This is a genomic window from Streptomyces coeruleorubidus (assembly GCF_028885415.1).
In the GTDB taxonomy this organism is placed as follows: domain Bacteria; phylum Actinomycetota; class Actinomycetes; order Streptomycetales; family Streptomycetaceae; genus Streptomyces; species Streptomyces coeruleorubidus_A.
The window spans coordinates 3,365,613-3,388,230 of record NZ_CP118527.1; the positions used below are offsets into that span (position 1 = coordinate 3,365,613).

18 protein-coding genes are annotated in these 22,618 nt (G+C 71.2%); 9 read left to right on the plus strand and 9 right to left on the minus strand.

Annotated elements, in window-relative coordinates; all coding sequences use genetic code 11:
* Positions 1 to 11 precede the first annotated feature (11 nt).
* Together PV963_RS15585 and PV963_RS15590 are read left to right on the plus strand one after the other, a co-directional pair.
* The gene (locus PV963_RS15585; protein ID WP_274816322.1) at positions 12 to 1,052 is read left to right on the plus strand and encodes a glycerophosphodiester phosphodiesterase family protein; all 1,041 of its coding nucleotides are present in this window, start codon (positions 12 to 14) and stop codon (positions 1,050 to 1,052) included.
* Positions 1,052 to 1,273, plus strand: coding sequence for a hypothetical protein (locus tag PV963_RS15590; protein WP_274816323.1), 222 nt, complete (start codon positions 1,052 to 1,054; stop codon positions 1,271 to 1,273). The genes PV963_RS15585 and PV963_RS15590 overlap by 1 nt, the downstream gene beginning before the upstream one ends.
* Positions 1,274 to 1,276: 3 nt before the next feature.
* Here PV963_RS15590 and PV963_RS15595 read toward each other — a convergent pair whose 3' ends face one another.
* On the minus strand, positions 1,277 to 1,915 hold the full coding sequence (locus PV963_RS15595) for a DsbA family protein (protein ID WP_274816324.1): 639 nt from the start codon (positions 1,913 to 1,915) through the stop codon (positions 1,277 to 1,279).
* A gap of 136 nt (positions 1,916 to 2,051) precedes the next feature.
* Here PV963_RS15595 and pepN (PV963_RS15600) point away from each other — a divergent pair, with 136 nt between their 5' ends.
* Both pepN (PV963_RS15600) and PV963_RS15605 read left to right on the plus strand, forming a co-directional pair.
* On the plus strand, positions 2,052 to 4,631 hold the full coding sequence (pepN, locus tag PV963_RS15600) for an aminopeptidase N (RefSeq protein WP_274816325.1): 2,580 nt from the start codon (positions 2,052 to 2,054) through the stop codon (positions 4,629 to 4,631).
* A 196-nt stretch (positions 4,632 to 4,827) separates the two neighbouring features.
* Entirely contained in the window at positions 4,828 to 5,868 is a 1,041-nt protein-coding gene (locus tag PV963_RS15605) for a hypothetical protein (protein ID WP_274816326.1), read from the plus strand.
* Between the two features lie 73 nt (positions 5,869 to 5,941).
* Here PV963_RS15605 and PV963_RS15610 read toward each other — a convergent pair whose 3' ends face one another.
* Together PV963_RS15610 and PV963_RS15615 are read right to left on the minus strand one after the other, a co-directional pair.
* On the minus strand, positions 5,942 to 7,078 hold the full coding sequence (locus PV963_RS15610) for a serine hydrolase domain-containing protein (RefSeq protein ID WP_274816328.1): 1,137 nt from the start codon (positions 7,076 to 7,078) through the stop codon (positions 5,942 to 5,944).
* Between the two features lie 44 nt (positions 7,079 to 7,122).
* Positions 7,123 to 8,268 (minus strand): serine hydrolase domain-containing protein, encoded by a 1,146-nt coding sequence (locus PV963_RS15615; protein ID WP_274816329.1) that lies wholly within the window; start codon positions 8,266 to 8,268, stop codon positions 7,123 to 7,125.
* Positions 8,269 to 8,517: 249 nt separating this feature from the next.
* On the opposite strand from PV963_RS15615, the gene PV963_RS15620 reads away from it, so the two are divergent.
* The gene (locus tag PV963_RS15620) at positions 8,518 to 9,594 is read left to right on the plus strand and encodes an RNA-guided endonuclease InsQ/TnpB family protein (RefSeq protein ID WP_274816330.1); all 1,077 of its coding nucleotides are present in this window, start codon (positions 8,518 to 8,520) and stop codon (positions 9,592 to 9,594) included.
* On the opposite strand, the gene PV963_RS15625 is transcribed toward PV963_RS15620, so the two are convergent.
* Both PV963_RS15625 and PV963_RS15630 read right to left on the minus strand, forming a co-directional pair.
* Entirely contained in the window at positions 9,578 to 11,335 is a 1,758-nt protein-coding gene (locus tag PV963_RS15625; RefSeq protein ID WP_274816332.1) for a TIGR03767 family metallophosphoesterase, read from the minus strand. The genes PV963_RS15620 and PV963_RS15625 overlap by 17 nt on opposite strands.
* Positions 11,336 to 11,566: 231 nt before the next feature.
* Complete coding sequence (locus PV963_RS15630) at positions 11,567 to 12,034, minus strand: NUDIX hydrolase (protein WP_274816333.1); 468 nt, start codon at positions 12,032 to 12,034, stop codon at positions 11,567 to 11,569.
* A gap of 219 nt (positions 12,035 to 12,253) precedes the next feature.
* On the opposite strand from PV963_RS15630, the gene PV963_RS15635 reads away from it, so the two are divergent.
* Entirely contained in the window at positions 12,254 to 15,550 is a 3,297-nt protein-coding gene (locus PV963_RS15635) for a S8 family serine peptidase (protein ID WP_274816335.1), read from the plus strand.
* A 60-nt stretch (positions 15,551 to 15,610) separates the two neighbouring features.
* Here PV963_RS15635 and PV963_RS15640 read toward each other — a convergent pair whose 3' ends face one another.
* Together PV963_RS15640 and PV963_RS15645 are read right to left on the minus strand one after the other, a co-directional pair.
* Positions 15,611 to 16,726, minus strand: coding sequence for a hypothetical protein (locus PV963_RS15640; RefSeq protein WP_274816337.1), 1,116 nt, complete (start codon positions 16,724 to 16,726; stop codon positions 15,611 to 15,613).
* Between the two features lies 1 nt (position 16,727).
* Positions 16,728 to 17,264 (minus strand): RNA polymerase sigma factor, encoded by a 537-nt coding sequence (locus tag PV963_RS15645; protein ID WP_274822033.1) that lies wholly within the window; start codon positions 17,262 to 17,264, stop codon positions 16,728 to 16,730.
* A 339-nt stretch (positions 17,265 to 17,603) separates the two neighbouring features.
* Here PV963_RS15645 and PV963_RS15650 point away from each other — a divergent pair, with 339 nt between their 5' ends.
* Positions 17,604 to 18,620, plus strand: a complete 1,017-nt coding sequence (locus PV963_RS15650) for an aspartate-semialdehyde dehydrogenase (protein WP_274816338.1) — start codon at positions 17,604 to 17,606, stop codon at positions 18,618 to 18,620.
* On the opposite strand, the gene PV963_RS15655 is transcribed toward PV963_RS15650, so the two are convergent.
* Positions 18,617 to 19,114: a DUF1203 domain-containing protein gene (locus PV963_RS15655; RefSeq protein ID WP_274816339.1), complete on the minus strand. Its 498-nt coding sequence runs from the start codon at positions 19,112 to 19,114 to the stop codon at positions 18,617 to 18,619. The two genes, PV963_RS15650 and PV963_RS15655, sit on opposite strands and share 4 nt — an antisense overlap.
* A 5-nt stretch (positions 19,115 to 19,119) precedes the next feature.
* Positions 19,120 to 19,803: an MFS transporter gene (locus PV963_RS15660; protein ID WP_274822304.1), complete on the minus strand. Its 684-nt coding sequence runs from the start codon at positions 19,801 to 19,803 to the stop codon at positions 19,120 to 19,122.
* Between the two features lie 15 nt (positions 19,804 to 19,818).
* Between PV963_RS15660 and PV963_RS15665 the strand changes: the two genes are divergently transcribed.
* Positions 19,819 to 19,965, plus strand: coding sequence for a hypothetical protein (locus tag PV963_RS15665; RefSeq protein ID WP_425540903.1), 147 nt, complete (start codon positions 19,819 to 19,821; stop codon positions 19,963 to 19,965).
* Positions 19,966 to 20,020: 55 nt separating this feature from the next.
* Complete coding sequence (pepN, locus tag PV963_RS15670; RefSeq protein ID WP_274816340.1) at positions 20,021 to 22,594, plus strand: aminopeptidase N; 2,574 nt, start codon at positions 20,021 to 20,023, stop codon at positions 22,592 to 22,594.
* The last annotated feature ends 24 nt before the right edge of the window (positions 22,595 to 22,618 follow it).

The following is a 22,618-nucleotide window of genomic DNA, read 5'->3' on the forward strand; positions in this document are numbered from 1 at the left end:
AAGGGAACTGGATGCACCTCAGACGCCGATCTCTCCTGCTCGCGGCGGCCGCCTCCCCGGCGGCCGCGACCGTGCCCGCGCTCGCGGCACCCGCGCACGCGGCCTCGGCCGGCGGGCCGTTGGTCATCGGCCACCGCGGCGCGGCCGGCTGGCGCCCCGAGCACACGGCCGCCTCGTACACGTACGCCGTGCAGACGGGCGCCGACTGGATCGAACCGGACCTGGTGGTTACGAAGGACCATGTGCTGGTGGTCCGGCACGAGAACGAGATCTCCCAGACCACCGACGTGGCGGGCCGCCCGGAGTTCGCGGACCGCCGCACGACGAAGACGGTCGACGGCCGGTCCGTGACCGGATGGTTCACGGAGGACTTCACCCTCGCCGAGCTGAAGACGCTGCGGGCGGTGGAGCGGCTGCCGCAGGTCCGCAACCGCAACACGGTCTTCGACGGGCGCGAGGAGGTCATGACCTTCCAGGAGGTCGTGGACCTGGCGCGAAAGCTGTCGAGGATGCACGGCCGGACGATCGCCGTCTTCCCGGAGACCAAGCACCCGACGTACTTCCGGTCCATCGGCCTGCCGCTGGAACCAAAACTGGCGGCGGCGATCCGCCGTAACCGGCTGGGCCGGCGCGAGTGCGTCGTGCAGTCCTTCGAGCCGACGAGCCTGAAGCGCATGACGGGCCTGGGGGTACCGCTGTGGCAGGCCCTGGGGACGACGGGCGGGCCGTACGACCTGCCCACGACGACCTACCGGGAGATGATGACCCCGGCCGGGCTGGCGGACATCGCGCGGTACGCGGCCTGGATCGGCCCGGACAAGTCGTCGCTGGTCGGCACGTCGCTCCTCGCGGACGCCCATGCGGCGGGCCTGCGCGTGGGGCCGTACACCTTCCGCTCGGAGAACCAGTTCCTGCCGGCGGAGTTCCGGCGCGGCACCGGAAGCACCGATTTCGGGGACGCGTTCGCCGAGTACGCGCTGTACTACCGCTGGGGAGTCGACGCGGTGGTGACCGACTTCCCCGACCTGGCGGTGATGGCGAGGAGGGGCTGATGTTCTTCAAGGACAAGCACTGCCCGACCTGTGGCGGCAGCGGAACGCAGGTCTTCACGCCGCTCAAGCCCGAGGAGAGAAAGGCGCTCGGGACGCACCGCACGGACCTGTGGCGCTGCACCGCTCCGGGCTGCCGGTGGTACCAGCCCTGGGGCCATCAGGCCGGCGGGGGCCGGCTCCCGGAGGACATGCAGAACCCGGGAGCCGACGCCTCGGTGTGACCCCTACAGGTTGGAGAAGTCCGGGCCCTTGGTGCGGGTGCGCTTGATCTCGTAGAAGCCCGGCACCGAGGCCACGGCGAGGGTGCCGTCCCAGAGGCGGGCGGCCTCCTCGCCCTTCGGGGCCGGGGTGACGACCGGGCCGAAGAAGGCGATCTGCTCACCGTCGGCGCCGGGCACGGCGATGACCGGGGTGCCGACCTCCTGGCCGACCTTGTCGATGCCCTCCTTGTGGGAGGCGCGCAGCTCGGGCTCGTAACGGGTGGCGTCCCAGTGCTCCATGAGGGACTCGGGCAGGCCGACGTCCTTCAGGGCGGCGGCGACCGTCTCCTTCTCCGGGCCCTCGCCCTGGTTGTGGATGCGGGTGCCGAGCGCGGTGTAGAGGTCGCCCAGCACCTCGGCGCCGTGCTCCTGCTGTGCCGCTATGACGATGCGGACGGGACCCCACGCCTTGGTCTCGAGCAGCTCGCGGTACTCCTCGGGCAGCTCGTCGAGCTTGTCCTCGTTGAGCACGGCAAGGCTCATGACGTGCCAGCGGACCTCGATGTCCCTGACCTTCTCCACCTCCAGCACCCAGCGGGAGGTCATCCAGGCCCAGGGGCACAGCGGGTCGAACCAGAAGTCGACGGGCGTCTTGTCCGACATGTCTCTCCTCATGAGGAAACCGTTTCTCCGGGAACACCAGTGCCCGCCCCTGTCATTCCCGGCTCCCCGCGTCAGGGGCACGTGGCAGGATCGGTGCTGTTCAGCCGTATCCGACGACGCTTGAGGAGTTCCGCCCGTGCCCGGTGAGAATCTGTCCCGCGACGAGGCCCGGGAGCGGGCCGCCCTGATCGGCGTCGACGGGTACGAGGTGTCCCTCGACCTGCGGTCCGCGGTCGGTGAGGACGACACCGAAGGGCCCCGCACGTTCCGGTCCGTCACGACCGTCCGGTTCCGCTGCAACGAGCCCGGGGCGAGCAGCTTCGCCGACCTGATCGCGCCGAGTGTGACGGCCGTCTCACTCAACGGCCGGGATCTGGACCCCGGCGAGGTCTTCGACGGCTCGCGGATCACGCTGGAGGACCTGGCCGCCGACAACGAGCTGGTCGTCGACGCGCAGTGCGCCTACTCCCGCACCGGCGAGGGGCTGCACCGCTTCGTCGACCCCGAGGACGGCGAGGTGTACCTGTACACGCAGTACGAGCCGGCCGACTCCCGCCGCGTCTTCGCGAACTTCGAGCAGCCCGACCTCAAGGCCCCCTTCCGCTTCGAGGTGCGGGCCCCGGAGGGCTGGACGGTGTGGAGCAACGGCGTGGGCGAACAGGCCGACGGGGTCTGGCGGTTCGCCGAGACCAAGCCGATCTCGACGTACATCACCTGTGTGGTGGCGGGCCCGTACCACTACGTGACGGACAGCTACTCCCGTACGTATCCGGACGGCACGACGCTGGAGATCCCCCTCGGCGCGCTGTGCCGCAAGGGCCTCGCGCCCCACTTCGACTCCGAGGACGTCTTCCTGGTCACCAAGCAGGGCCTGGACTTCTTCCACGACCACTTCGACTACCCCTACCCGTTCGGGAAGTACGACCAGGCGTTCGTGCCCGAGTACAACCTGGGCGCGATGGAGAACCCGGGCCTGGTGACGTTCCGGGAGGAGTTCATCTTCCGGGGCAAGGTGACGCAGGCGTCCTACGAGGGCCGGGCCAACGTCGTCCTGCACGAGATGGCGCACATGTGGTTCGGCGACCTGGTCACCATGGAGTGGTGGGACGACCTGTGGCTGAAGGAGTCGTTCGCGGACTTCATGGGCGAGTTCTCGCTGGTCGGCGCGACCCGCTTCGTCAACGGCTGGGTCACCTTCGCCAACCGCCGCAAGGCGTGGGCCTACCGGGCCGACCAGCTGCCCTCCACACATCCGATCACGGCGGACATCCGCGACCTCCAGGACGCCAAGCTGAACTTCGACGGCATCACCTACGCCAAGGGCGCGTCGGTGCTGAAGCAGCTCGTGGCGTACGTCGGCCAGGACGCGTTCCTGGAGGGCGCCCGGCGCTACTTCAAGCGGCACGCGTACGGCAACACGCGCCTCGGTGACCTGCTGTCGGTGCTGGAGGAGACCAGCGGCCGGGACATGAGCGCGTGGGCGCGGTCCTGGCTCCAGACGGCCGGGGTGAACGCGCTGACCCCGCAGCTGCTGCTGGACCCGCGGGGCCGCGTCGACGAGCTGGCCGTGGTGCAGGAGGCGGCCGAGTCGCATCCGGAACTGCGCCCGCACCGGGTGGCGGTGGGCCTGTACCGGGTGACGGACGGCGGGACGGTCGAGCGGTACGCGCGCGCCGAGGCGGACGTCGACGGCGCGCGCACGGTCGTGGCGGAACTGTCCGGCGCCAAGGCGCCCGATCTGGTCCTGGTCAACGACGACGACCTGACGTACTGCAAGATCCGCTTCGACGAGACCTCGCTGGCGACGCTGCGCGAGCACCTGGGGTCGGTGACCGACCCGCTGGCGCGCGCCCTGTGCTGGTCGGCGCTGTGGAACATGACGCGGGACGCGCTGCTCCCGGCGAGGGACTTCGTGGACCTGGTGCTGCGGTTCGCGGGGAGCGAGTCCGAGATCGGCGTGCTGCAGATGCTGCACGCGTGGGCCGAGTCGGCCCTCACGCACTACACGGCGCCCGCCCGCCGGGAGACGACCGCCCGCCTCCTCGCCGAGGGCGCGCGGCGCGAGCTGTACGCGGCCGAGGCCGGCAGCGAGCACCAGCTCGCGTGGGCGCGTTTCTTCGCCCGGACGGCCACCGCCGACGCCGACTTCGAGCTGCTGAGCGACCTGCTGGCGGGCACGGCGTCGATCGAGGGCCTCGACCTGGACCAGGAGCTGCGGTGGGTGTTCCTGGAGCCGCTGGCCGCGCACGGGGTGGTGGACGAGAAGGCGCTGGCCGAGGAGCTGGCCCGGGACGACACGGCCTCCGGCAAGCGCCACCAGGTGCGCTGCCTGGCCGCCCGTCCGTCAGAGGCGGTCAAGGCGCAGGCGTGGGCGCAGGTCGTGGAGTCGGACGCGCTGTCCAACGCCATGGTCGAGGCGACCATCGCGGGCTTCTCCCAGGGCTCGCAGCGGGAGTTGCTCGCGCCGTACGCGCAGAAGTACTTCGCGGCGATCGAGCGGGTGTGGGCCGAGCGGTCGATCCAGATCGGGATGCACGTGGTGCAGGGCATGTTCCCCTCGCTCCAGCAGTCCCGGGAGACCCTCGACGCCACGGACGCGTGGCTGGAGGCCCACCGGGAGGCGGCCCCGGCCCTGCGCCGGCTGGTGCTGGAGGCCCGGGACGATCTGGCGCGGGCGCTGCGGGGGCAGGAGTGCGACGCGGCCTCTGACCAGTAGCTTTGGCCTGAGATTTGGGCGTTCCGCCATCGTTACGAGATGCGTGCCCCGCGAGCCGTAACCCCTGGCCCACACCCGAACGGACCAGGGACTTTCGGCATCCGAACACCCGTCCTTTAGGGCTGGGTTGTCCGTATTTGTCGACGGGCCTGTAACAGCGGTTAAAGAGCGGTCGGAGCGCGGGAAATTGCGGGTCATGACCCACAACACCCCGCTCTCCCACCGCCCCCTGCACGACGTGTCCGGCCGCGCCAGGCTCCGCGTCATGACGGTCGCGCAGCTCCGCTCGCACGGCGTGACGACGTCCGAGACGAACGAGCAGTGCCGCCCCGGCGGACCCTGGCAGCAGCTCCTGCCGGGCGTCGTCCTGCTGCACCCGGGCCCGCCGACCAGCGAGGAGCGGCTGCACTCGGTGCTGATGTACGCGGCACGGGAGCGCGGCACGGGTGTCCCCGCCCAGCCCCGCGCGGGCGAGGGACACGCCCCCGCCTACCCGGATGCGATGATCACCGGCCTGGCCGCCCTGACGCTGCACGGCTTCTCCTCCACTCCCCCGCTGCCGGCCCTGGACACGATCGACGTCCTGGTCCCGCGGTTGCGCCGGCTGCGCTCGACGGGCTGTGCGCGCATCGTCCGCAGCGCCGCGCTACCCGCGCCCGAGCAGGTCACGGGCCTGCCGGTGGCCCCGGTCGCCCGCGCGCTGGCCGACGCGGTGGCCGAGCTCGCGGACGCCGGCGTCGTGCGCCGGCTGATGACGGAGGCGGTGCGCGGCGCCCACTGCGAGCCGGCGGCTGTGGTGCGGGAGCTGAACCAGGCGCGGCTGCTGAGCCGTCCGCACGTGGTGGACGCGGTGGAGTCCCTGCTGGCCGAGGGCCGGGCGCGTGCGGAGGACCGCCTGTACCGGATGGTGCGCGAGTACGGCCTGCCCGACCCGGTCTGGAACGTGGACCTGCGCCTGCCCGGCGGCCCCTACCTCGGAGGCCTGGACGCGTACTGGCCCGACCATGCGGTGGCGCTGGAGCTGGACACACGGGCGCCCCGGCAGGACGACGACGCCCTGTGGTCCGAGCACGCCCGCAAACGCGAGCACCTGGAGCGCCTCGGCATCACGGTCGTCCACATCACACCCAGGAAGCTCCGCGACTGTCCGGAACAGCAGGCGACGGTGGTCCGCACGGCCCTGATGGCCTCGGCCGACCGCGAACCGGCCGCGTACGTCCTGGTAGTGCCCCGGTAGTGACGGACCGGTCAGGACCAGGAGGGGAGAGGAGGGGCCGCCGGATGCTTGCCGCGGCCCCCCTCTTGAATGATCACTTGCCGCAGAACTCCGCCTCGATGATCGCGCCGGTGCTCCCCGACCAGTCCCCGTTGAAGTTGACGGCCAGGGAGTGCCGGCCGTCCTCGGTCGTCACCGCCATCGAGTTGGCGCCGGTGATGCCTCCGGCGTGGCCCCAGACGTGGACGCCGCAGCTGAGTTCCCGGTCCGCGAGACCCAGGCCGTAGCGGTAGGTGTCCTTGGCGTCGACCGTGTTCTTCATCTTCCTCAGTTGCCCGGGCGGGAGCAGCCGGCCGCTGAGGAGCGCCGAGTAGAAGCGGGTCAGGTCGGCCGAGTCCGAGACCATCTGGCCCGAGCCGTAGGCCAGGCGCGGGTTCAGTTCCGTGACGTCGTACGTCGGACCCGTGGCCGTTGTGGCCAGCTTGGAGTAGGCGCGGCTGCTCGGCCGGGGCAGGGTGGTCCGGTTGCCGGGGACCGACGTGGAGGTCAGGTGCAGAGGGTCGATGATCCGACGCTTGATCTCGTCGCCGTGGTCGTTGCCCGTGGCCTTCTCGATCACCCGCGCGGCCAGGACGTAGTTCGTGTTGGAGTACTCCCAGGACGCGCCCGGCTCGAAGTACGGCTCGTTGCGCAGGGCGTAGGCGAGCAGTTCCTCGGGCTCCGCCTCGTCGAACCGGTGCTTCATGAAGCCGTCCGCGGTCATGTACGTCCGCTGGAAACCGGAGTCCGCCAGGTAGTCGAAGATGCCGCTGGTGTGGTTCAGGAGCTGGCGGAGGGTGACCTTGCGGCCGTCGTGGCCGTTGCCCCGGACCACGCCCGGCAGCCACTTCTCCACCGTGTCGTCGAGTGAGAGCTTCCCCTCCGCCTCCAGTTGCAGCACGACCGTGGCCACGAACGTCTTGGAGATGCTGGCGACCCGGTAGTGGTCCCGCGTCGAACGCGGCTTGCCCGTCTTGAGGTTGCCTACTCCGGCCGTGGCCGCCCAGACGCCGTGCCCCTGCTGCACTCCGACGGTCACGCCCGGGACGCCGTCGGCGACCGCCGCCCGCACCGCCTGCCGGGTCGCGTCGTGGCCGCCGGTGGGCGGGGCCGCGACCGCGGGGCCCGCCAGGGCCGCCGACAGTGCCACGGCCGTCGCCGCCGTCAGGGTGGTTCGTGCGCGTCTGTTCATGTCCCCGTTTCCCCTGTCGCTCGGAGCTGTTCTTCAGTAGTGGCTCAGCGGCCGGACCGCGCGCCGCAGAACTCCGCCTCGACGACGGACTTCGTCTCCCCCGACCAGTCCCCGTTGAAGTTGACCGCGAGGGAGTGGCGGCCGTCGCTGGTGGTGACGGCCATGGAGGAGGAGCCGTGGATGTCGCCGCCGTGGCCCCAGACGGTCTTGTGGCAGGACAGTTCGTACGAGCGCAGGCCGAGGCCGTAGCGCTCGTTCTTCTTCGTCGTGGGAACCATGCGCTTCATCTCCTTCAGCTGCCGCGGCGGGAGCACCTTGCCGCGCAGCAGCGCCGAGAAGAAGCGGTTCAGGTCGGCCGAGTCGGAGATCATCTCGCCCGAGTAGGCGAAGGAGGGGCTGAACTCCGTGACGTCGTAGGCCGGACCGTCCGGGGTCCTCGCCAGCTTGTTGTAGGCGCGGCTGCTGGGCTGGGGGACGGTGGTCCGGGTGCGCGGGACGGACGTGGCCGTCAGCCCCAGCGGTTCGATGACGCGGGCTTCGACCGCCTCCCCGTACGGGCGGCCCGTGATCTTCTCGATCACCATCGCGGCCAGGATGTAGTTGGTGTTGGAGTACTTCCACGAGGTGCCCGGCTCGAAGTCCCGCCGGTTGGTCATGGCCATCGCGACCAGGTCCCGGGGCGTCGTCGTGTCGAAGCGGTGCCGGAAGAAGCCCTCCTTGAGCATGTACGTCCGCTGGAAGGTCTCGTCGGCCAGCAGGTCGAAGACGCCGCTGGTGTGGTTGAGCAACTGGCGGATGGTGATGCGGCTGCCGTCGTGGTCGTTGCCGTGCACCACGCCCGGCAGCCACTTCTCCACGGTGTCGTCGAGCGAGAGCTCGCCCTCGGCCGCCAGTTGCAGGACGACGGTGGCGATGAACGTCTTCGACGCGCTGCCGATGCGGTAGTGATCCCGCGTCGAACGTGGCTCGCCCGTCTTGAGGTTTCCGACGCCGGCCGTGGCCGCCCACACCCCGTGTCCCCGCTGCACTCTCACGGTCACGCCCGGCACGCCCTCGGCGACCGCGGCCCGCACCGCCTGCCGGGTCGCGTCGTGGCCGGTGGGCGGGGCCGCGACCGCGGGGCCCGCCAGGGCCGCCGACAGCGCCACGGCCGTCGCCGCCGTCAGGATCGTGCGTGCGCGTCTGTTCATGTCCCGTACCCCCGTCACGTCGAGCGGTGTCAGGGGGTGGGACCCGAGCCGCCGGGCCGGAGTTGACCGGCCCGGGCGGGTTGGGCGGGATTCAGCCTGTTCTTGCGAGGAACCCCGGGGCTTCAGCCCCGGGAGGAATCGCATCTTCGGGCTCGCGGCGCGTCAGGACAGGGTGCACGGGTCACTCGATGGGGTGGGCGATGGGGAACGTGTGGTGGGGTGTCGTGCGGGTGTCTACGATCGCTGATCGTGAAGCTGGTGGTGCAGGTCAGGCTGCTGCCGACGGCCGTGCAGGCGGCGGCTCTGGAGGCGACCCTGCGTGCCTGCAACGAGGCTGCCACCTGGGTGAGCGAGGTCGCGTTCGCACGCGGGGAGTTCAAGAACTTCGCCCTGCGCAAGCTCACCTACGAGCAGGTCAAGTCGGGTTGGAACCTAGGCGCTCAGGCGGCCCAGCACACGATCAAGAAGACCTGCGACGCGTACGCCACGCTGAAGGCGAACCTGAGGGCGGGCCGTCTCGGTCGCCTGGCCACGCTCGCGCTGTACCGCAGGGGCGAGTCCGATCTCGTGCACCGGGACGGCATGTGGTTCCTGAACGCCACCTGCGAAATCCCCGAGGCCGAGCCGAACACAGATCCGGTGGACTTCCTCGGTATCGACCTGGGCATTGTGAACATCGCCACCACCTCGGACGGCGAGATCATGGCCGGGCGTGAGCTCAACCGGATCCGGGTCCGCGAGCGCGGCCTGCGCACCAAGCTCCAGAAGAAGAACACGCCGTCTGCGAGGCGGCGGCTGAACAAGCGCCGCCGTAAGGAAGCACGGCGGGCCAAAGACATCAACCACAAGATCGCGAAGCATGTGGTGGCCGAGGCTGAATGCACCGGTCGGGGAATCGCCCTTGAAGACCTCACGGGCATCCGCGAGCGGGTACGGCTGAGGAAGCCCCAACGGGCCACCCACTCCAGCTGGTCCTTTCACCAGCTGGGGCAGTTCATCGCGTACAAGGCCCGCAAGGCCGGGGTGCCGGTGGTGTACGTCGATCCGGCGTACACCTCCCGTACCTGTGCCGAGTGCGGTCACATCGACAGGGCGAACCGGGTCTCCCAGGCCTGGTTCGCGTGCCGGTCCTGCGGCGTCGTTGCGCACGCGGACCGGAACGGCTCCCGCAACATCCGCGCCCGCGCGTGGGAGTTGTGGCGACGCGGGGCCCAGTCAACGGCCCCAGCCCCACCGCGAAGTCGGCCGGAGGGGCAGGACGCAAACGCAGCACCACAGCCAGTGGCGCCCGTTGTGCAAGCCCGTCGCTTTAACGACGGTAGTTGACCACCAGCTCGGTGTTGCGGTCCTCCGGGTCGCCGCCGAGGGTCGTGCTCGCGCCGGGGGCGTTGAGGGACAGCTCGCGGTAGAGGGCCGCGAGGCCGGTCTGGGTGAGGTCGGAGAAGTCCGTGCGGTGCGGGGCCGAGGACTCCACGAGCGTGGTGAACAGGGAGACCGTGCCGTCCTTGTTGTCCGTCAGCTCGATGATGCGGGCGAGCTGGGGGTAGTCGACGTGGGAGGCCGTGGAGATCTCCCAGAAGGAGCCGCCGCCGGACATCGAGTGCGGGGTGATGACGTTCTTGTGGATGTGGCCGTTCACCCAGGCGAGCACGTTGCGGTGGCCGCCGAGGAGGGCGAGGAGCTCCTGGCCGTTGTGCCGGCGCTCGTGGGGTCGGGCCGGGTCGATGCGGGTGTTCGTCATCGTCTTGCTGGTGTGATGGCTGAAGATCACCGCGTAGGAGTCCTTGTTCTCCCGCAGTGTCCGGTCGAGCCACTTCAGCTGGGCCGTGCCGAGCGAGCCCTCGTAGTGACCGCCCGCGTCGGTGGTGTCCAGGCTGATGCCGATGACGTCGTCGGAGACGCGGAAGGCGTAGTACTGGGTGCCCGTGTCGAGGTTGGCGGAGGAGTAGCCGTGGCCGGCCGGGCCGATGCCGCGGTAGGCCGGGTCCAGGTGGGCCTGGATGTACTCGGTGGGGGTGAAGGGTGCGCGGCTCTCGTCCGGGGTGACCGAGCGCGTGGCCCGGGCGTGGGTCTTGAGGAAGTCGTGGTAGCGGACGCCCTCGGGGTCCCGGGCCTTCTTGATGAGGGTCTGCAGCCGCTGCGCCTCGGCGGCGGACACGTTCATCAGCTTCTTGCCGCCGACGGCGAGTTCGGTGAGGTAGGAGTCGCCGTGCGAGGCGTAGCAGCCCATCGGCATGGAGTCGTGGTTGCCGACCGTGGAGTACCAGGGCAGGTTGAGGCCGGGGCTTCGCACCTCGCGGATCGCGGCCTTGAGGAAGCCGTCGAGGTGCGGGAAGCCGGCCTGCTTGTCGGTGTCGCGGACCGGGGCTTCCGGCTGCCAGTAGAGCTTGAGGCCGCTGTTCTGGACGCCCTCGTAGCGGCGCGGGTCACCGGTGTTGGGCGTGATGCGCCCGCCGCTCATGATCTTCAGGAACCACTCCAGCTCGGACTTGGCGTTGTTGTCCGTGTTGTCGCCGGTGGTCATGGCGAAGTGCAGCGGGGCGCCGGTGACGGGGGCGCCGCGCAGCGCGTTGATCCGCTCCACCAGCGCGATCGCGCCCTGCACGGTCAGCGCTTCGTGCGGCCGCCAGGCGTGCACGTCGGCCGAGCGCAGGTACTCCAGGCGCAGCGGGTGCTGGGCGTCGATGATGTGCAGGTCGGTGAGCTGGACGAACGCCGCGAGCGCGGTACGCCGCCCGGCGCGGCCGGACTTGGGCGCGGCCAGGTCGGAGCGCACGACCCGCCGCCAGCCGGGTCCGTCGCCCAGACGCCGGTAGCCGGAGCCGCGCGGGGTGGCCACGGACGCCACGGTCGTGCCCTTGGTGTACGGGGCCAGCGGCGCGGCCGGTGCCTGGCGCGAGGAGGCGGCGACGGCCTCGGTGGTCTCCTTGGCGGTGGCGGCCTGGCTGTCGCTGGGCCGCAGGGCGTAGCCGACGCCCGCGGACAGGGCGACCGCTCCGGTGGCGGCGAGGACGGAACGACGGTGGATGCCCTGGCCGGAGCCGGCGACTGAGCGTGTGCGCGACATGCGCTTCTCTCCCCGAGTGCGAACGCGTCGGCAGTGGTCGCGGGATGTCCGGCACGCGAACTTCCCGCTCGTACTGGATCGTTGGCACTGGGAATGACCTGCGCGTAAACGGGGTGGCAACGCGCAGCGCCGATCACCGTACGTGGATCTTGGACTACCCTGTGCGTCGTCGGCCGCTCCTGGAACGGCCGGGAGTCGGTCACGCGGTGTTCATCTTCTGGGGTACTGAACCTATTCAGCGCCCTCCATGACGTCGCCGAGCCGTCCGGTGGCCGGCCGCTCCCGCCACAGCCGCAGGGCTATGTCGACCATCCCCACCCGGACCAGTCCGGGCACCGCGTCCAGGTCCTGCCAGGCGGCGAGGTCGGTCGAGCCGTTCACCTCGTTGCGCAGGTCGCCGCCGGTGATCCGGCCCTCGTAGACGAAGCGGACGGCGTGATGGTCGACGGCACGTCCGAAGCCGTCGCGGAAGGTGCGGTGGGAGGAGTCCACGCCGAGCAGTTCGGTGACCTCGATGCGGTACCCGGTCTCCTCCTCGACCTCCCGCCGCACGGTGTCGTAGGGGTCCTCGCCGTGCTCCATGCCGCCGCCGGGCATGACCCACTCGGGGGTGCCGTCGTCGGCCGGTGAGCGGGCGAGCAGGATCTGTCCGTCACGGACGCATACGGCGTAGGCCGCCACCCTCAACTTCTGTCGCACTCCGGGACGTTAACCGATTTCGCCGCCTTCGGGACCCATGCCCGCAAAACGCATCGCGGGTTTTCCCCATACATCCATTTCGATTCGGTCAACCCTCCCCAAAGAACCTCCCCTTGCGTAAAGCTGTGCGATCGTCCGGGCCTGCGTTCCGGACGGTCGCGACCAGGGCCGATCGGTCCCGGTCGCTCCCGCTCGTTCCTTTACCTACAAGGGATGCCGATGACCAACACCCCCCAGCGCGACCCGATATCGGCCCGCAGACGCGTGGCGCGCATCGCCGTGGCCGCCGGTCTCGTCGCCGCGCTCTCCGCGGCCGGGCCGGTCCCCCTGGCCTTCGCCGCCGACGAGCCGGGCACGTCCGCCCCGGCCGACGCCGACGTCAAGTCCGCGCACCACAAGCTCGGTTCGGGCGACGCGGACCTGCTCGCGGAGGCCAAGGCCGACGGCGACAAGACCGTCACCATGATGATCGCCACCGCGCCCGGGCAGACCGAGCAGGTCGCCGGTCAGCTGGACGCGGTCAAGGGCGGCTCGGTGGGCCGGGCCGACGACAAGCTGGGCTACGTCCGCGCCACCGTCCCGACGTCCCGGGCGGACTCGGCCATCGCCGCCGCCGCCAAGCTCTCCTCCGTGCACGGCATCGACCTGCGCGAGGAGATCCCGCTGGACGACCCGACCCCGGCCGCGGACGCCGTCAAGGGCACCGAGGCCGCCGCGGGGACGTACCCGGCGCCGGGGAAGAAGACCCCCGCGGAGAACCCGTACAACCCGTCCTTCGAGACGGGCGCGGTCGACTTCGTCGAGGACCACCCGAAGGCGGACGGCCGCGGCATCACCATCGGCATCCTGGACTCCGGCGTCGACCTGGGCCACCCCGCGCTCCAGAAGACCACGACCGGCGAGCGGAAGATCGTCGACTGGGTGACGGCGACGGACCCGGTCGTCGACAACGACAACACCTGGCGCCGGATGGACACCTCCGTCTCGGGCCCCACGTTCACGCACGACGGCAGGACCTGGACGGCGCCTTCGGGCTCGTACCGGGTGAGCACCTTCAAGGAGTCGTACACCACCGGCGGTGACGCCGCGGGTGACGCCAACCGCGACGGCGACACCACGGACTCCTGGGGCGTGCTGTACGACCCGGCCGCCGGCACGGTCCGGGTCGACCTGAACAACAACAACGACTTCGGTGACGACACCGCCATGAAGCCGTACAAGGACGGCTTCCAGATCGGGTACTTCGGCACCGACGACCCGAAGACCGACATCGCCGAGCGGCAGCCGTTCGTCGTCGAGATCCGCAAGGACGTCGTCCACAACGGCGCCGGCGCGAAGGCCGACTTCGTCAACATCGGCGTCATCGAGTCCGAGCACGGCACGCACGTCGCCGGCATCACCGCCGCGAACGGCCTGTTCGGCGGGAAGATGGACGGCGCGGCGCCGGGCGCCAAGCTCGTCTCCTCGCGCGCCTGCACCTGGTCCGGCGGCTGCACCAACGTCGCGCTGACCGAGGGCATGATCGACCTCGTCACCAAGCGCGGCGTCGACATCGTCAACATGTCCATCGGCGGCCTGCCGGCGCTGAACGACGGCAACAACGCGCGCGCCGAGCTGTACACGCGCCTGATCGACACCTACGGCGTCCAGCTGGTGATCTCCGCGGGCAACTCCGGCCCCGGCACCAACACCATCGGCGACCCGGCCCTGGCCGACAAGGTCATCTCGGTCGGCGCGTCCGTCTCCAAGGAGACCTGGGCCGCCAACTACGGCTCGGTCGTGGAGAAGAAGTACGCGCTGATGCCGTTCTCCTCGCGCGGCCCGCGTGAGGACGGCGGTTTCACCCCGACCCTGGTCGCCCCGGGTGCCGCGATCAACACCATCCAGACGTGGATGCCGGGCCAGCCGGTCGCCGAGGCGGGCTACTCCCTGCCGGCCGGCTACGGCATGCTCCAGGGCACCTCGATGGCCTCCCCGCAGGCCGCCGGCGCCGCCGCGCTGCTGCTGTCGGCCGCCGAGCAGAAGAAGATCGAGCTCACGCCGGCGACCCTGCGCACGGCCCTCACCTCGACCGCCGACCACATCAAGGGTGTGCAGGCGTACGAGGAGGGCGCGGGCCTGATGAACATCGAGGACGCCTGGGACTCGATCCGCGACGGCGCCACCTCGCACGCCTACACGGTCAAGGCGCCGGTCGACACCGCGATGGACGACAAGCTCAAGACGCCCGGCTACGGCACGGGCCTGTACGACCGTGAGGGCGGCCTGAAGGCCGGCCAGAAGAAGACGTACGAGATCACCGTCACCCGTACGTCCGGCGCCGACAAGGCGATCCGGCACGAGCTGCACTTCGAGAACAACGCGGGCGGCACGTTCCGGATCGTCGGCTCCGACGAGGTGAAGCTGCCGCTGAACAAGCCGGTCACCGTCAAGGTCCAGGCCGCGCCGAAGTCCGCGGGCATCAAGAGCGCGATCCTGGAGGTCGACGACCCGAAGACCGAGGGCATCGACAAGCAGGTCCTGCACACGGTCGTGGTCGCGGCGCCGCTGAAGTCCACGTTCTCCGCGTCCGGTTCGGTGCAGCGCAACAGCTCGCGGCACTACTACGTCACCGTGCCCGAGGGCGCGAAGACGCTCGAGGTCGCGATGAGCGGGCTGAAGGACAAGAGCCAGACCCGGTTCATCTCCATCCACCCGTTCGGCGTCCCGGCCGACCCGACGTCGACGGTCAACTGCTACCCGAACTACTCGAACCCGGCCAACACCTGCCGCCCGGACCTGCGTTCCTACGCGGACCCGAAGCCCGGCGTGTGGGAGATCGAGGTCGAGTCGCGCCGTACGTCGCCGCTGCTCGACAACCCGTACAAGCTGGACGTCGCCGTGCTCGGCGCGGTCTTCGACCCGGAGACCGTGACCGTGCCCGAGGCGAAGGTCGGCACCCCGGCCGCCGCCTCCTGGAAGGTGACGAACCGCTTCGCCGCGATCGACGGCAAGCTGGTGGGCGGTTCGCTCGGCTCGTCGAAGACGACCCGGCCGTCGATCAAGCACGGCGAGACGCAGACCACCAGGGTCGAGGTGCCCGCGGGCGCGAAGTCGCTGGACGTCGCCATCGGCGGCGTCTCGGACGCCGCCGCCGACCTGGACCTCGCGGTCTACGACGCCGCCGGCAAGCTGGTCGGAAGCTCCGCGGACGGTGACTCGGAGGAGTCGGTCTCCGTGCCCTCGCCGGCCGCCGGCAAGTACACCGTCGAGGTCGTCGGCTACTCGGTGCCGGCCGGCACGACCGAGTACGACTACCGGGACGTGTTCTTCGCTCCCTCCCTCGGCAGCGTCACCGTCGACGGCTCGGCGCCGGTGAAGCTCGGCACGGGCGACTCGGCGACGGTCTCGGGCAGCGTCACCGCCGCGGCGGCCGCGCCCGAGGGGCGTGTGTTCTTCGGCGAGGTCCAGCTGGTCAACGCGCGCGGGACGGCCGCGGGCGTGGGCAGTGTGAAGATCGAGAAGGTCGTGCCGTAGCGGTTCGACGGCATCGGGAGGGCGGGCGTCCGGACGGACGCCCGCCCTCGGCGTTTGTGCTCACTCGCAGGGAAGGGTTCCCGACGTGGGCAGGGCGGCGGTGATCCAGGCCCGTTCGGAGGCGATCTCCTTCTCCCCGACGCTCCACAGGTCCGGCTGGGCCTGCCCGCGCGTGATCCCGACGAGCACGCGGTCGCCCGGCCGCGCCCGGGGTCCGATGCCCTCGTCCATGGGGAAGACGATCCGGTCCTGGCCCTTGGCGGGCTTGTAGTAGCGGTCCACGTCGAGGGTGACTCGGTCCTGGCCGGTGCCGGGGACCGGTTCGACCTCGGCGACGGTGCCCTCGGCCACGAGCCGGGCGCAGGCGAGGTACCCGGCGTGGCCGAGCCCGGATTCCTGGTCGCCGTGCTGCGGACCGGCCGCGCTGTCGGCGGCCGAGCTGCCCGCTGTGTCCTCCCCCGACCCGTAACCGCTCTGCACGACGAGCCAGCCCAAGCCCACCACGACGCCGGCGGCCACAGCCGCGGCGAGCCCCCGCAGTGCCACGACCAGGGGCCGCGTCCGACCGCGCCGCACGGCCGGCGTGGCCACACCCGCTCCGGAGCGCCGGTCGCCACTGCCCGGCAAGGCAGGCCGCGTCTGGTCAACCGGCCGGCCGGGTTCGCGCCCCGTTTCCTGCTCGTCCCGCGCCCCCTCTCCCTGGAACCGCACGGGCAGCGCACGCACCGTCGGGTCGAGGGCCGTCGTCCCCGGCCCGCCGGCATGCGCGGGCGGCGAGCCGTCTGCCGCCCCCTCGGCGAGGTTTCGCCCGGCCGGACCCCCGTCTTCCACCCGGGCCTGCACCTCAGCGACCGGCGCGGACGCCCTCACTGTCGAGTCGGCAGCGGAGGTCCGCCCCGCCGCATCCCCGCCTTCCACCCGCGCCCGCGCCCCAGCCACCGGCCCGGCGTCGGCTGCCCCAGCCTCCGCCCCGGGGTCGTGCGCCAGCGTCTCCCCGATCAGCAGCAGCTGTTGCCGCAGCAGTGTCACGTCCGCGGCAGCCGCTCGATGGGCTGCCATGAAGGACGCGTCCCGCCGGGCCCCCTCCGGCAGCGGTTCGTCGAGGAGCGCTGCCATCAGTGCGTCCATGCCGTCGTAGTCGGCGTCGCGCCGGTCGTCGTCGTTCCGGGCGGTCACGTCACACCACCTCGTCCTCGTGCAGGCGGGCGCGCAGAGCCCGTACCGCCGTGTGCAGCCTGCTCTTGACCGTGCCCTCCGGGACGCCGAGCTGCTCGGCGATGGACCGGACCGGCAGGTCGGCGTAGAAACGCAGCACGACGACCTGCCGCTGGGCGTCGGGCAGCTCGTCCAGGCCCTGGGCGACGGCGACGGACAGCACGCTGGTGTCCTCCCCGGAGGGATGCGCCGACTGCCGCAGGGCGGCCAGCCGCTCCCCGAGGCGCTCCTGGCGGCGCTTGGCCCGGTGCCAGTCCATGGCCAGGTTGGAGGCGACCACCGCCGCCCACGCCGATACGTCCCGCGGCGCCTCCCGGCCGCTCGCGGCCCGCTCCAGCAACCGCAGGCGTACCTGCTGTACCCCGTCCGGCAGGTCCGCCTGCGGCACCCCGCCCAGCGCGAGCACCGCCCGCACCCGGCGCTCCTGTGCCGCGTCCAGCGGATCGTCGCCGGTACCGGCGGGCGCGTCCCGGTCGCGCCGGGCCCTTCCGCGCAGCAGCACAAGCCACCCCCCTCACCGTGTTTCTCCTACGACGCCGGCACCGCCCGGAACGTTCGGTCCTTTTTCCAGCGGGGCGACAGAGGCGTACGTCACACTCCCGTGTGGCCGAGAGCAACAGGGGCAGGCGACCTTGCGGCGTATACCCCCCGGCGAACGAATTTCTCCAGCTCAGCGGGGGTGGGCGCCGGATGTCCGCAACCATGGAACGGGACACGTCGTCCCACTCCCCGGGCAGACCGGGGAAAGAAGTGGACAGGCGGGCCGTGGTCGGCCGCATGATGGAAAAGCCTCGGCCAAGCAACGAGCACGTGAAGAGACGCAGGAGAGGGAGTCACCGTGAGGGTCGGAATCGTCGGAGCCACCGGACAGGTGGGCACGGTCATGCGCAGGATCCTCAAGGAACGGAACTTCCCGATCACGGAGCTGCGTCTGTTCGCCTCGGCCCGCTCGGCGGGCTCTCAGCTGGACGGCGTGACGGTGGAGGATGCGGCGACCGCCGACTACACCGGCCTGGACATCGTGCTGTTCTCCGCGGGCGGTGCCACGTCCAAGGCGCTGGCCGAGAAGGTCGCCTCCCAGGGCGCCGTGGTGATCGACAACTCCTCCGCGTGGCGCAAGCACCCGGAGGTCCCGCTGGTCGTCTCCGAGGTGAACCCGCACGCGATCGCGAACCGCCCCAAGGGCATCATCGCCAACCCGAACTGCACGACGATGGCCGCGATGCCGGTGCTCCGTCCGCTGCACGCGGAGGCGGGCCTGGAAGCCCTGGTCGTCGCCACGTACCAGGCGGTCTCCGGCTCCGGCCTCGCGGGCGTCGCCGAGCTGCACGGCCAGACGCAGAAGGTCGTCGCCGAGGCGGACAAGCTCACGCACGACGGCGAGGCGGTCGACTTCCCCGAGCCGGGCGTCTACAAGCGTCCCATCGCCTTCAACGTGCTGCCGCTCGCGGGCAACATCGTCGACGACGGTCTGAACGAGACCGACGAGGAGCAGAAGCTCCGCAACGAGTCCCGCAAGATCCTGGAGATCCCCGGGCTGAAGGTCTCCGGCACCTGCGTGCGCGTCCCGGTCTTCTCCGGCCACTCCCTCCAGGTCAACGCCCGCTTCGCCCGCCCGATCTCCCCGGAGCGCGCGACGGAGCTGCTGAAGGACGCCCCGGGCGTCGAGCTCTCCGACATCCCCACCCCCCTCCAGGCCGCCGGCAAGGACCCGTCCTACGTCGGCCGCATCCGCCGCGACGAGACGGTGGACAACGGCCTGGCCCTGTTCGTCTCCAACGACAACCTCCGCAAGGGCGCCGCGCTGAACGCGGTCCAGATCGCGGAACTGGTGGCGGCCGAGCTGAAGGGCTAGGGGGTGTCCGCAGGGTCCCTGCGTACCTCGTAGAGGAAACACCCGTACTCGACGGCCCGGACGTGGACGAGCGCCACGGCCGGGTCGTCGAACGCTTCCATGAAGGCCTGCTCGAAACCTGCCGACTCCTCGACCAGCCGACCGCCCACGATGCGGCCCTCGGCGGAGTAGCGGCGGACCGTGCGGTGGGCGTTGGTGAAGGGGATGCCGGCGTCGGCGTCCGGGCCCGGGCAGTCGTCGGCGTGGATGAAGACCGGGCCCACTTCGTCGTACGCGCCGGGGTCGACGCCCTTTTCTGCCGCCCAGCGGCGTAGCGGGGCGTACGAGACCAGGGCGATGCGGTCGCCCGGCCCGCTGCGGCCCAGGCAGCAGCGGAGGGGCGCGCCGCCCTCGGTGTCGGTGACGGGGTCCATGGGGCGGCCCGCGTCGTCCGTCGTGCGGAGTTCCTTCAGGACGCGCGGGGCGATGGGCTGTGCGATGTACGTCGTCGTCATGTTCATCAGGTTTGCTCGCCGGGGCCCTGCGGACCGGCGGGATCCGGACGTCGTGTTGCCCCTGCCCCCGGCCGCCCGGCCCGCACGGCCACCGGCAGGACCAGGAGTCCCAGGCCGCCGCCCACGCAGAGCACGGCCGTCGGGCCCAGTGCGTCGGCCGCGCGGCCCCCGGTGAACGCGCCCAGCGCGATGCCCGTGTTGAAGACACCCGCGAAGAGCGCCGACCCCGCCTCGCGGGCCCTCGGCGCGGCGGCCGACAGCCGGCTCTGGGTGGAGACCGAGACGCCCCCGTAGACCAGGCCCCAGACGACGAGCAGCAGCGTCGAGGCGGCCAGTGAGCCCGCCGCCGGGATCAGCAGCGGGACGACCGTGCCCAGCCCGGCCGCGATGACCAGCAGGGCCCGGCGTGGGTCGCGGGCCGCCAGCCATCCGCCCGCGAAGGTGCCGGCGACTCCGGCCGCGCCGTAGCAGAGGAGCAGGGCGCTGATCGTTCCCGCGCCCAGGCCGGGGACGCGTTCCAGGACCGGGCGGACGTAGGTGTACGCCGCGAAGTGGCCGGTGACCAGCAGCGCTGTCGCCAGCAGGCCGCGGGACACACCCGGCGTGCGCAGCAGGGCCGGGAAGGTGCCGAGCCTGACGGGGCGTTCGGGCGGCAGCGGCGGCAGGGCGAGGGCCAGGGCTGCGGCCACGGCCGGCGCGAGGACGTGGTGTTCGTACCGGTGGAGGGCGTGCCCGACTCGGCGCTCGGCCTCGTGTGGCACCGGTACGGGGAGACGGCGGCGGTGCGCGAGTTCGCCCGGTCCCTCGCCGGGCGAGGGGTATCCCTAGGAGACGCCCAGGTCGTCGCCTGATGCGAAGCTGCCGTGGAAAGATGGCGCAACCCACCCATACCGAGGAGATGACCGCGTGCCTGGCACAAACCTGACCCGCGAGGAGGCGCAGCAGCGGGCGAAGCTGCTCGCCGTTGACTCGTACGAGATCGAACTCGACCTCTCCGGCGCGCAGGAGGGCGGCACCTACCGGTCCGTGACCACGGTGCGCTTCGACGTCGCGGAGAACGGGGCGGAGTCGTTCATCGACCTGGTGGCCCCGGCCGTGCACGAGGTGACCCTCAACGGGGACTCCCTGGACCCCGCCGAGGTCTTCGCGGACTCCCGGATCGCCCTGCGCGGCCTGCTGGAGGGCCGCAACATCCTCCGGGTGGTCGCCGACTGCGCGTACACCAACACCGGTGAGGGCCTGCACCGTTTCGTCGACCCGGTCGACGACCAGGCCTACCTCTACACCCAGTTCGAGGTGCCGGACGCCCGCCGGGTGTTCGCGAGCTTCGAGCAGCCCGACCTGAAGGCGACCTTCCAGTTCACCGTGAAGGCGCCGGAGGGCTGGACCGTCATCTCCAACTCGCCCACCCCCGAACCCCAGGACAGCGTCTGGGCGTTCGAGCCGACGCCGCGCATCTCGACGTACATCACGGCGCTCATCGTCGGCCCGTACCACTCGGTGCACAGCGTGTACGAGAAGGACGGCCAGTCCGTCCCGCTCGGCATCTACTGCCGCCCCTCGCTCGCCGAGTACCTCGACTCGGACGCCATCTTCGAGGTGACCCGGCAGGGCTTCGAGTGGTTCCAGGAGAAGTTCGACTACGCGTACCCGTTCAAGAAGTACGACCAGCTGTTCGTGCCGGAGTTCAACGCGGGCGCGATGGAGAACGCCGGCGCGGTGACGATCCGCGACCAGTACGTCTTCCGGTCCAAGGTGACGGACGCGGCGTACGAGGTGCGCGCGGAGACCATCCTGCACGAGCTGGCCCACATGTGGTTCGGCGACCTGGTCACCATGGAGTGGTGGAACGACCTGTGGCTGAACGAGTCGTTCGCCACGTACACCTCCATCGCCTGCCAGGCGCACGCGCCCGGGAGCCGGTGGCCGCACGCGTGGACCACTTTCGCCAACTCCATGAAGACCTGGGCCTACCGGCAGGACCAGTTGCCGTCCACGCACCCGATCATGGCCGAGATCCGGGACCTGGACGACGTCCTGGTCAACTTCGACGGCATCACGTACGCCAAGGGCGCCAGCGTCCTGAAGCAGCTCGTCGCCTACGTCGGCATGGACGAGTTCTTCCGGGGCGTGCAGGCCTACTTCAAGCGCCACGCCTACGGCAACACGCGCCTGTCGGACCTGCTGGGCGCCCTGGAGGAGACCTCCGGCCGCGATCTGAAGACGTGGTCGGAGAAGTGGCTCCAGGCGGCCGGCATCAACATCCTGCGCCCGGAGATCGAGACGGACGCGAACGGTGTCATCACCTCCTTCGCCATCCGCCAGGAGGCCCCGGCCCTGCCGGCCGGCGCGAAGGGCGAGCCGATGCTGCGCCCGCACCGGATCGCCGTCGGCCTGTACGAACTCGATGACGACAGCGGCAAGCTGGTCCGGGACGAGCGGATCGAGCTGGACGTGGACGGCGAGCTGACGCCCGTGCCGCAGCTGGTGGGCATGCGCCGCCCGGCCGTGGTCCTGCTCAACGACGACGACCTGTCGTACGCGAAGGTCCGCCTGGACGAGCAGTCCCTGGCCTTCGTGACGGAACACCTCGGTGATTTCGAGTCCTCCCTCCCCCGCGCCCTGTCCTGGGCGTCGGCCTGGGACATGACCCGCGACGCCGAGCTGGCGGCCCGCGACTACCTCTCGCTGGTGCTGTCCGGCATCGGCAAGGAGTCCGACATCGGCGTCGTGCAGTCGCTGCAGCGCCAGGTGAAGCTGGCGGTCGACCTGTACGCCGACCCGGCCGCCCGCGAGGCGCTGCTGGCCCGCTGGACCGACGCGACGCTGGCCCACCTGCGGGCGGCGGCGCCGGGCAGCGACCACCAGCTGGCGTGGGCGCGCGCGTTCGCCGCGACGGCCCGCACGCCCGAGCAGCTCGACCTGCTGGACGCCCTGCTGGAGGGTTCGCAGACGATCGAGGGCCTGGTCGTCGACACGGAGCTGCGCTGGGCGTTCGTACAGCGGCTCGCGGCGGTGGGCCGGTTCGACGAGACGGAGATCGCGGGCGAGTACGACCGTGACCGTACGGCCGCCGGTGAGCGTCACGCCGCCACGGCCCGCGCGGCCCGCCCGACCCCGGAGGCCAAGGCGGAGGCGTGGGCGTCGGTCGTCGACTCCGACAAGCTGCCGAACGCCGTGCAGGAGGCGGTCATCGCCGGCTTCGTCCAGACCGACCAGCGCGAGCTGCTCGCCCCGTACGCGGACCGCTACTTCGAGGTGGTCAAGGACATCTGGGAGTCCCGCTCCCACGAGATGGCCCAGCAGATCGCCGTCGGCCTCTACCCGACGGTCCAGGTCTCCCAGGAGACCCTGGACAAGACGGACGCCTGGCTGGCCTCCGCCGAGCCGAACGCGGCCCTGCGGCGGCTGGTCTCGGAGTCCCGGGCGGGCGTGGAGCGCGCGCTGCGGGCCCAGCGGGCGGACGCGGCGGCGCAGTAGCCGACCGTACGGCGACGAGGGGCG

Excerpts from the sequence above, each read along its gene's own strand:
- PV963_RS15585 (WP_274816322.1), top strand. The coding sequence starts at position 12 with ATGCACCTCAGACGCCGATCTCTCCTGCTCGCGGCGGCCGCCTCCCCG.
- PV963_RS15590 (WP_274816323.1), top strand. The coding sequence starts at position 1,052 with ATGTTCTTCAAGGACAAGCACTGCCCGACCTGTGGCGGCAGCGGAACG.
- PV963_RS15595 (WP_274816324.1), bottom strand. The coding sequence starts at position 1,915 with ATGTCGGACAAGACGCCCGTCGACTTCTGGTTCGACCCGCTGTGCCCC.
- PV963_RS15605 (WP_274816326.1), top strand. The coding sequence starts at position 4,828 with ATGACCCACAACACCCCGCTCTCCCACCGCCCCCTGCACGACGTGTCC.
- PV963_RS15610 (WP_274816328.1), bottom strand. The coding sequence starts at position 7,078 with ATGAACAGACGCGCACGAACCACCCTGACGGCGGCGACGGCCGTGGCA.
- PV963_RS15615 (WP_274816329.1), bottom strand. The coding sequence starts at position 8,268 with ATGAACAGACGCGCACGCACGATCCTGACGGCGGCGACGGCCGTGGCG.
- PV963_RS15625 (WP_274816332.1), bottom strand. The coding sequence starts at position 11,335 with ATGTCGCGCACACGCTCAGTCGCCGGCTCCGGCCAGGGCATCCACCGT.
- PV963_RS15635 (WP_274816335.1), top strand. The coding sequence starts at position 12,254 with ATGACCAACACCCCCCAGCGCGACCCGATATCGGCCCGCAGACGCGTG.
- PV963_RS15655 (WP_274816339.1), bottom strand. The coding sequence starts at position 19,114 with ATGACGACGACGTACATCGCACAGCCCATCGCCCCGCGCGTCCTGAAG.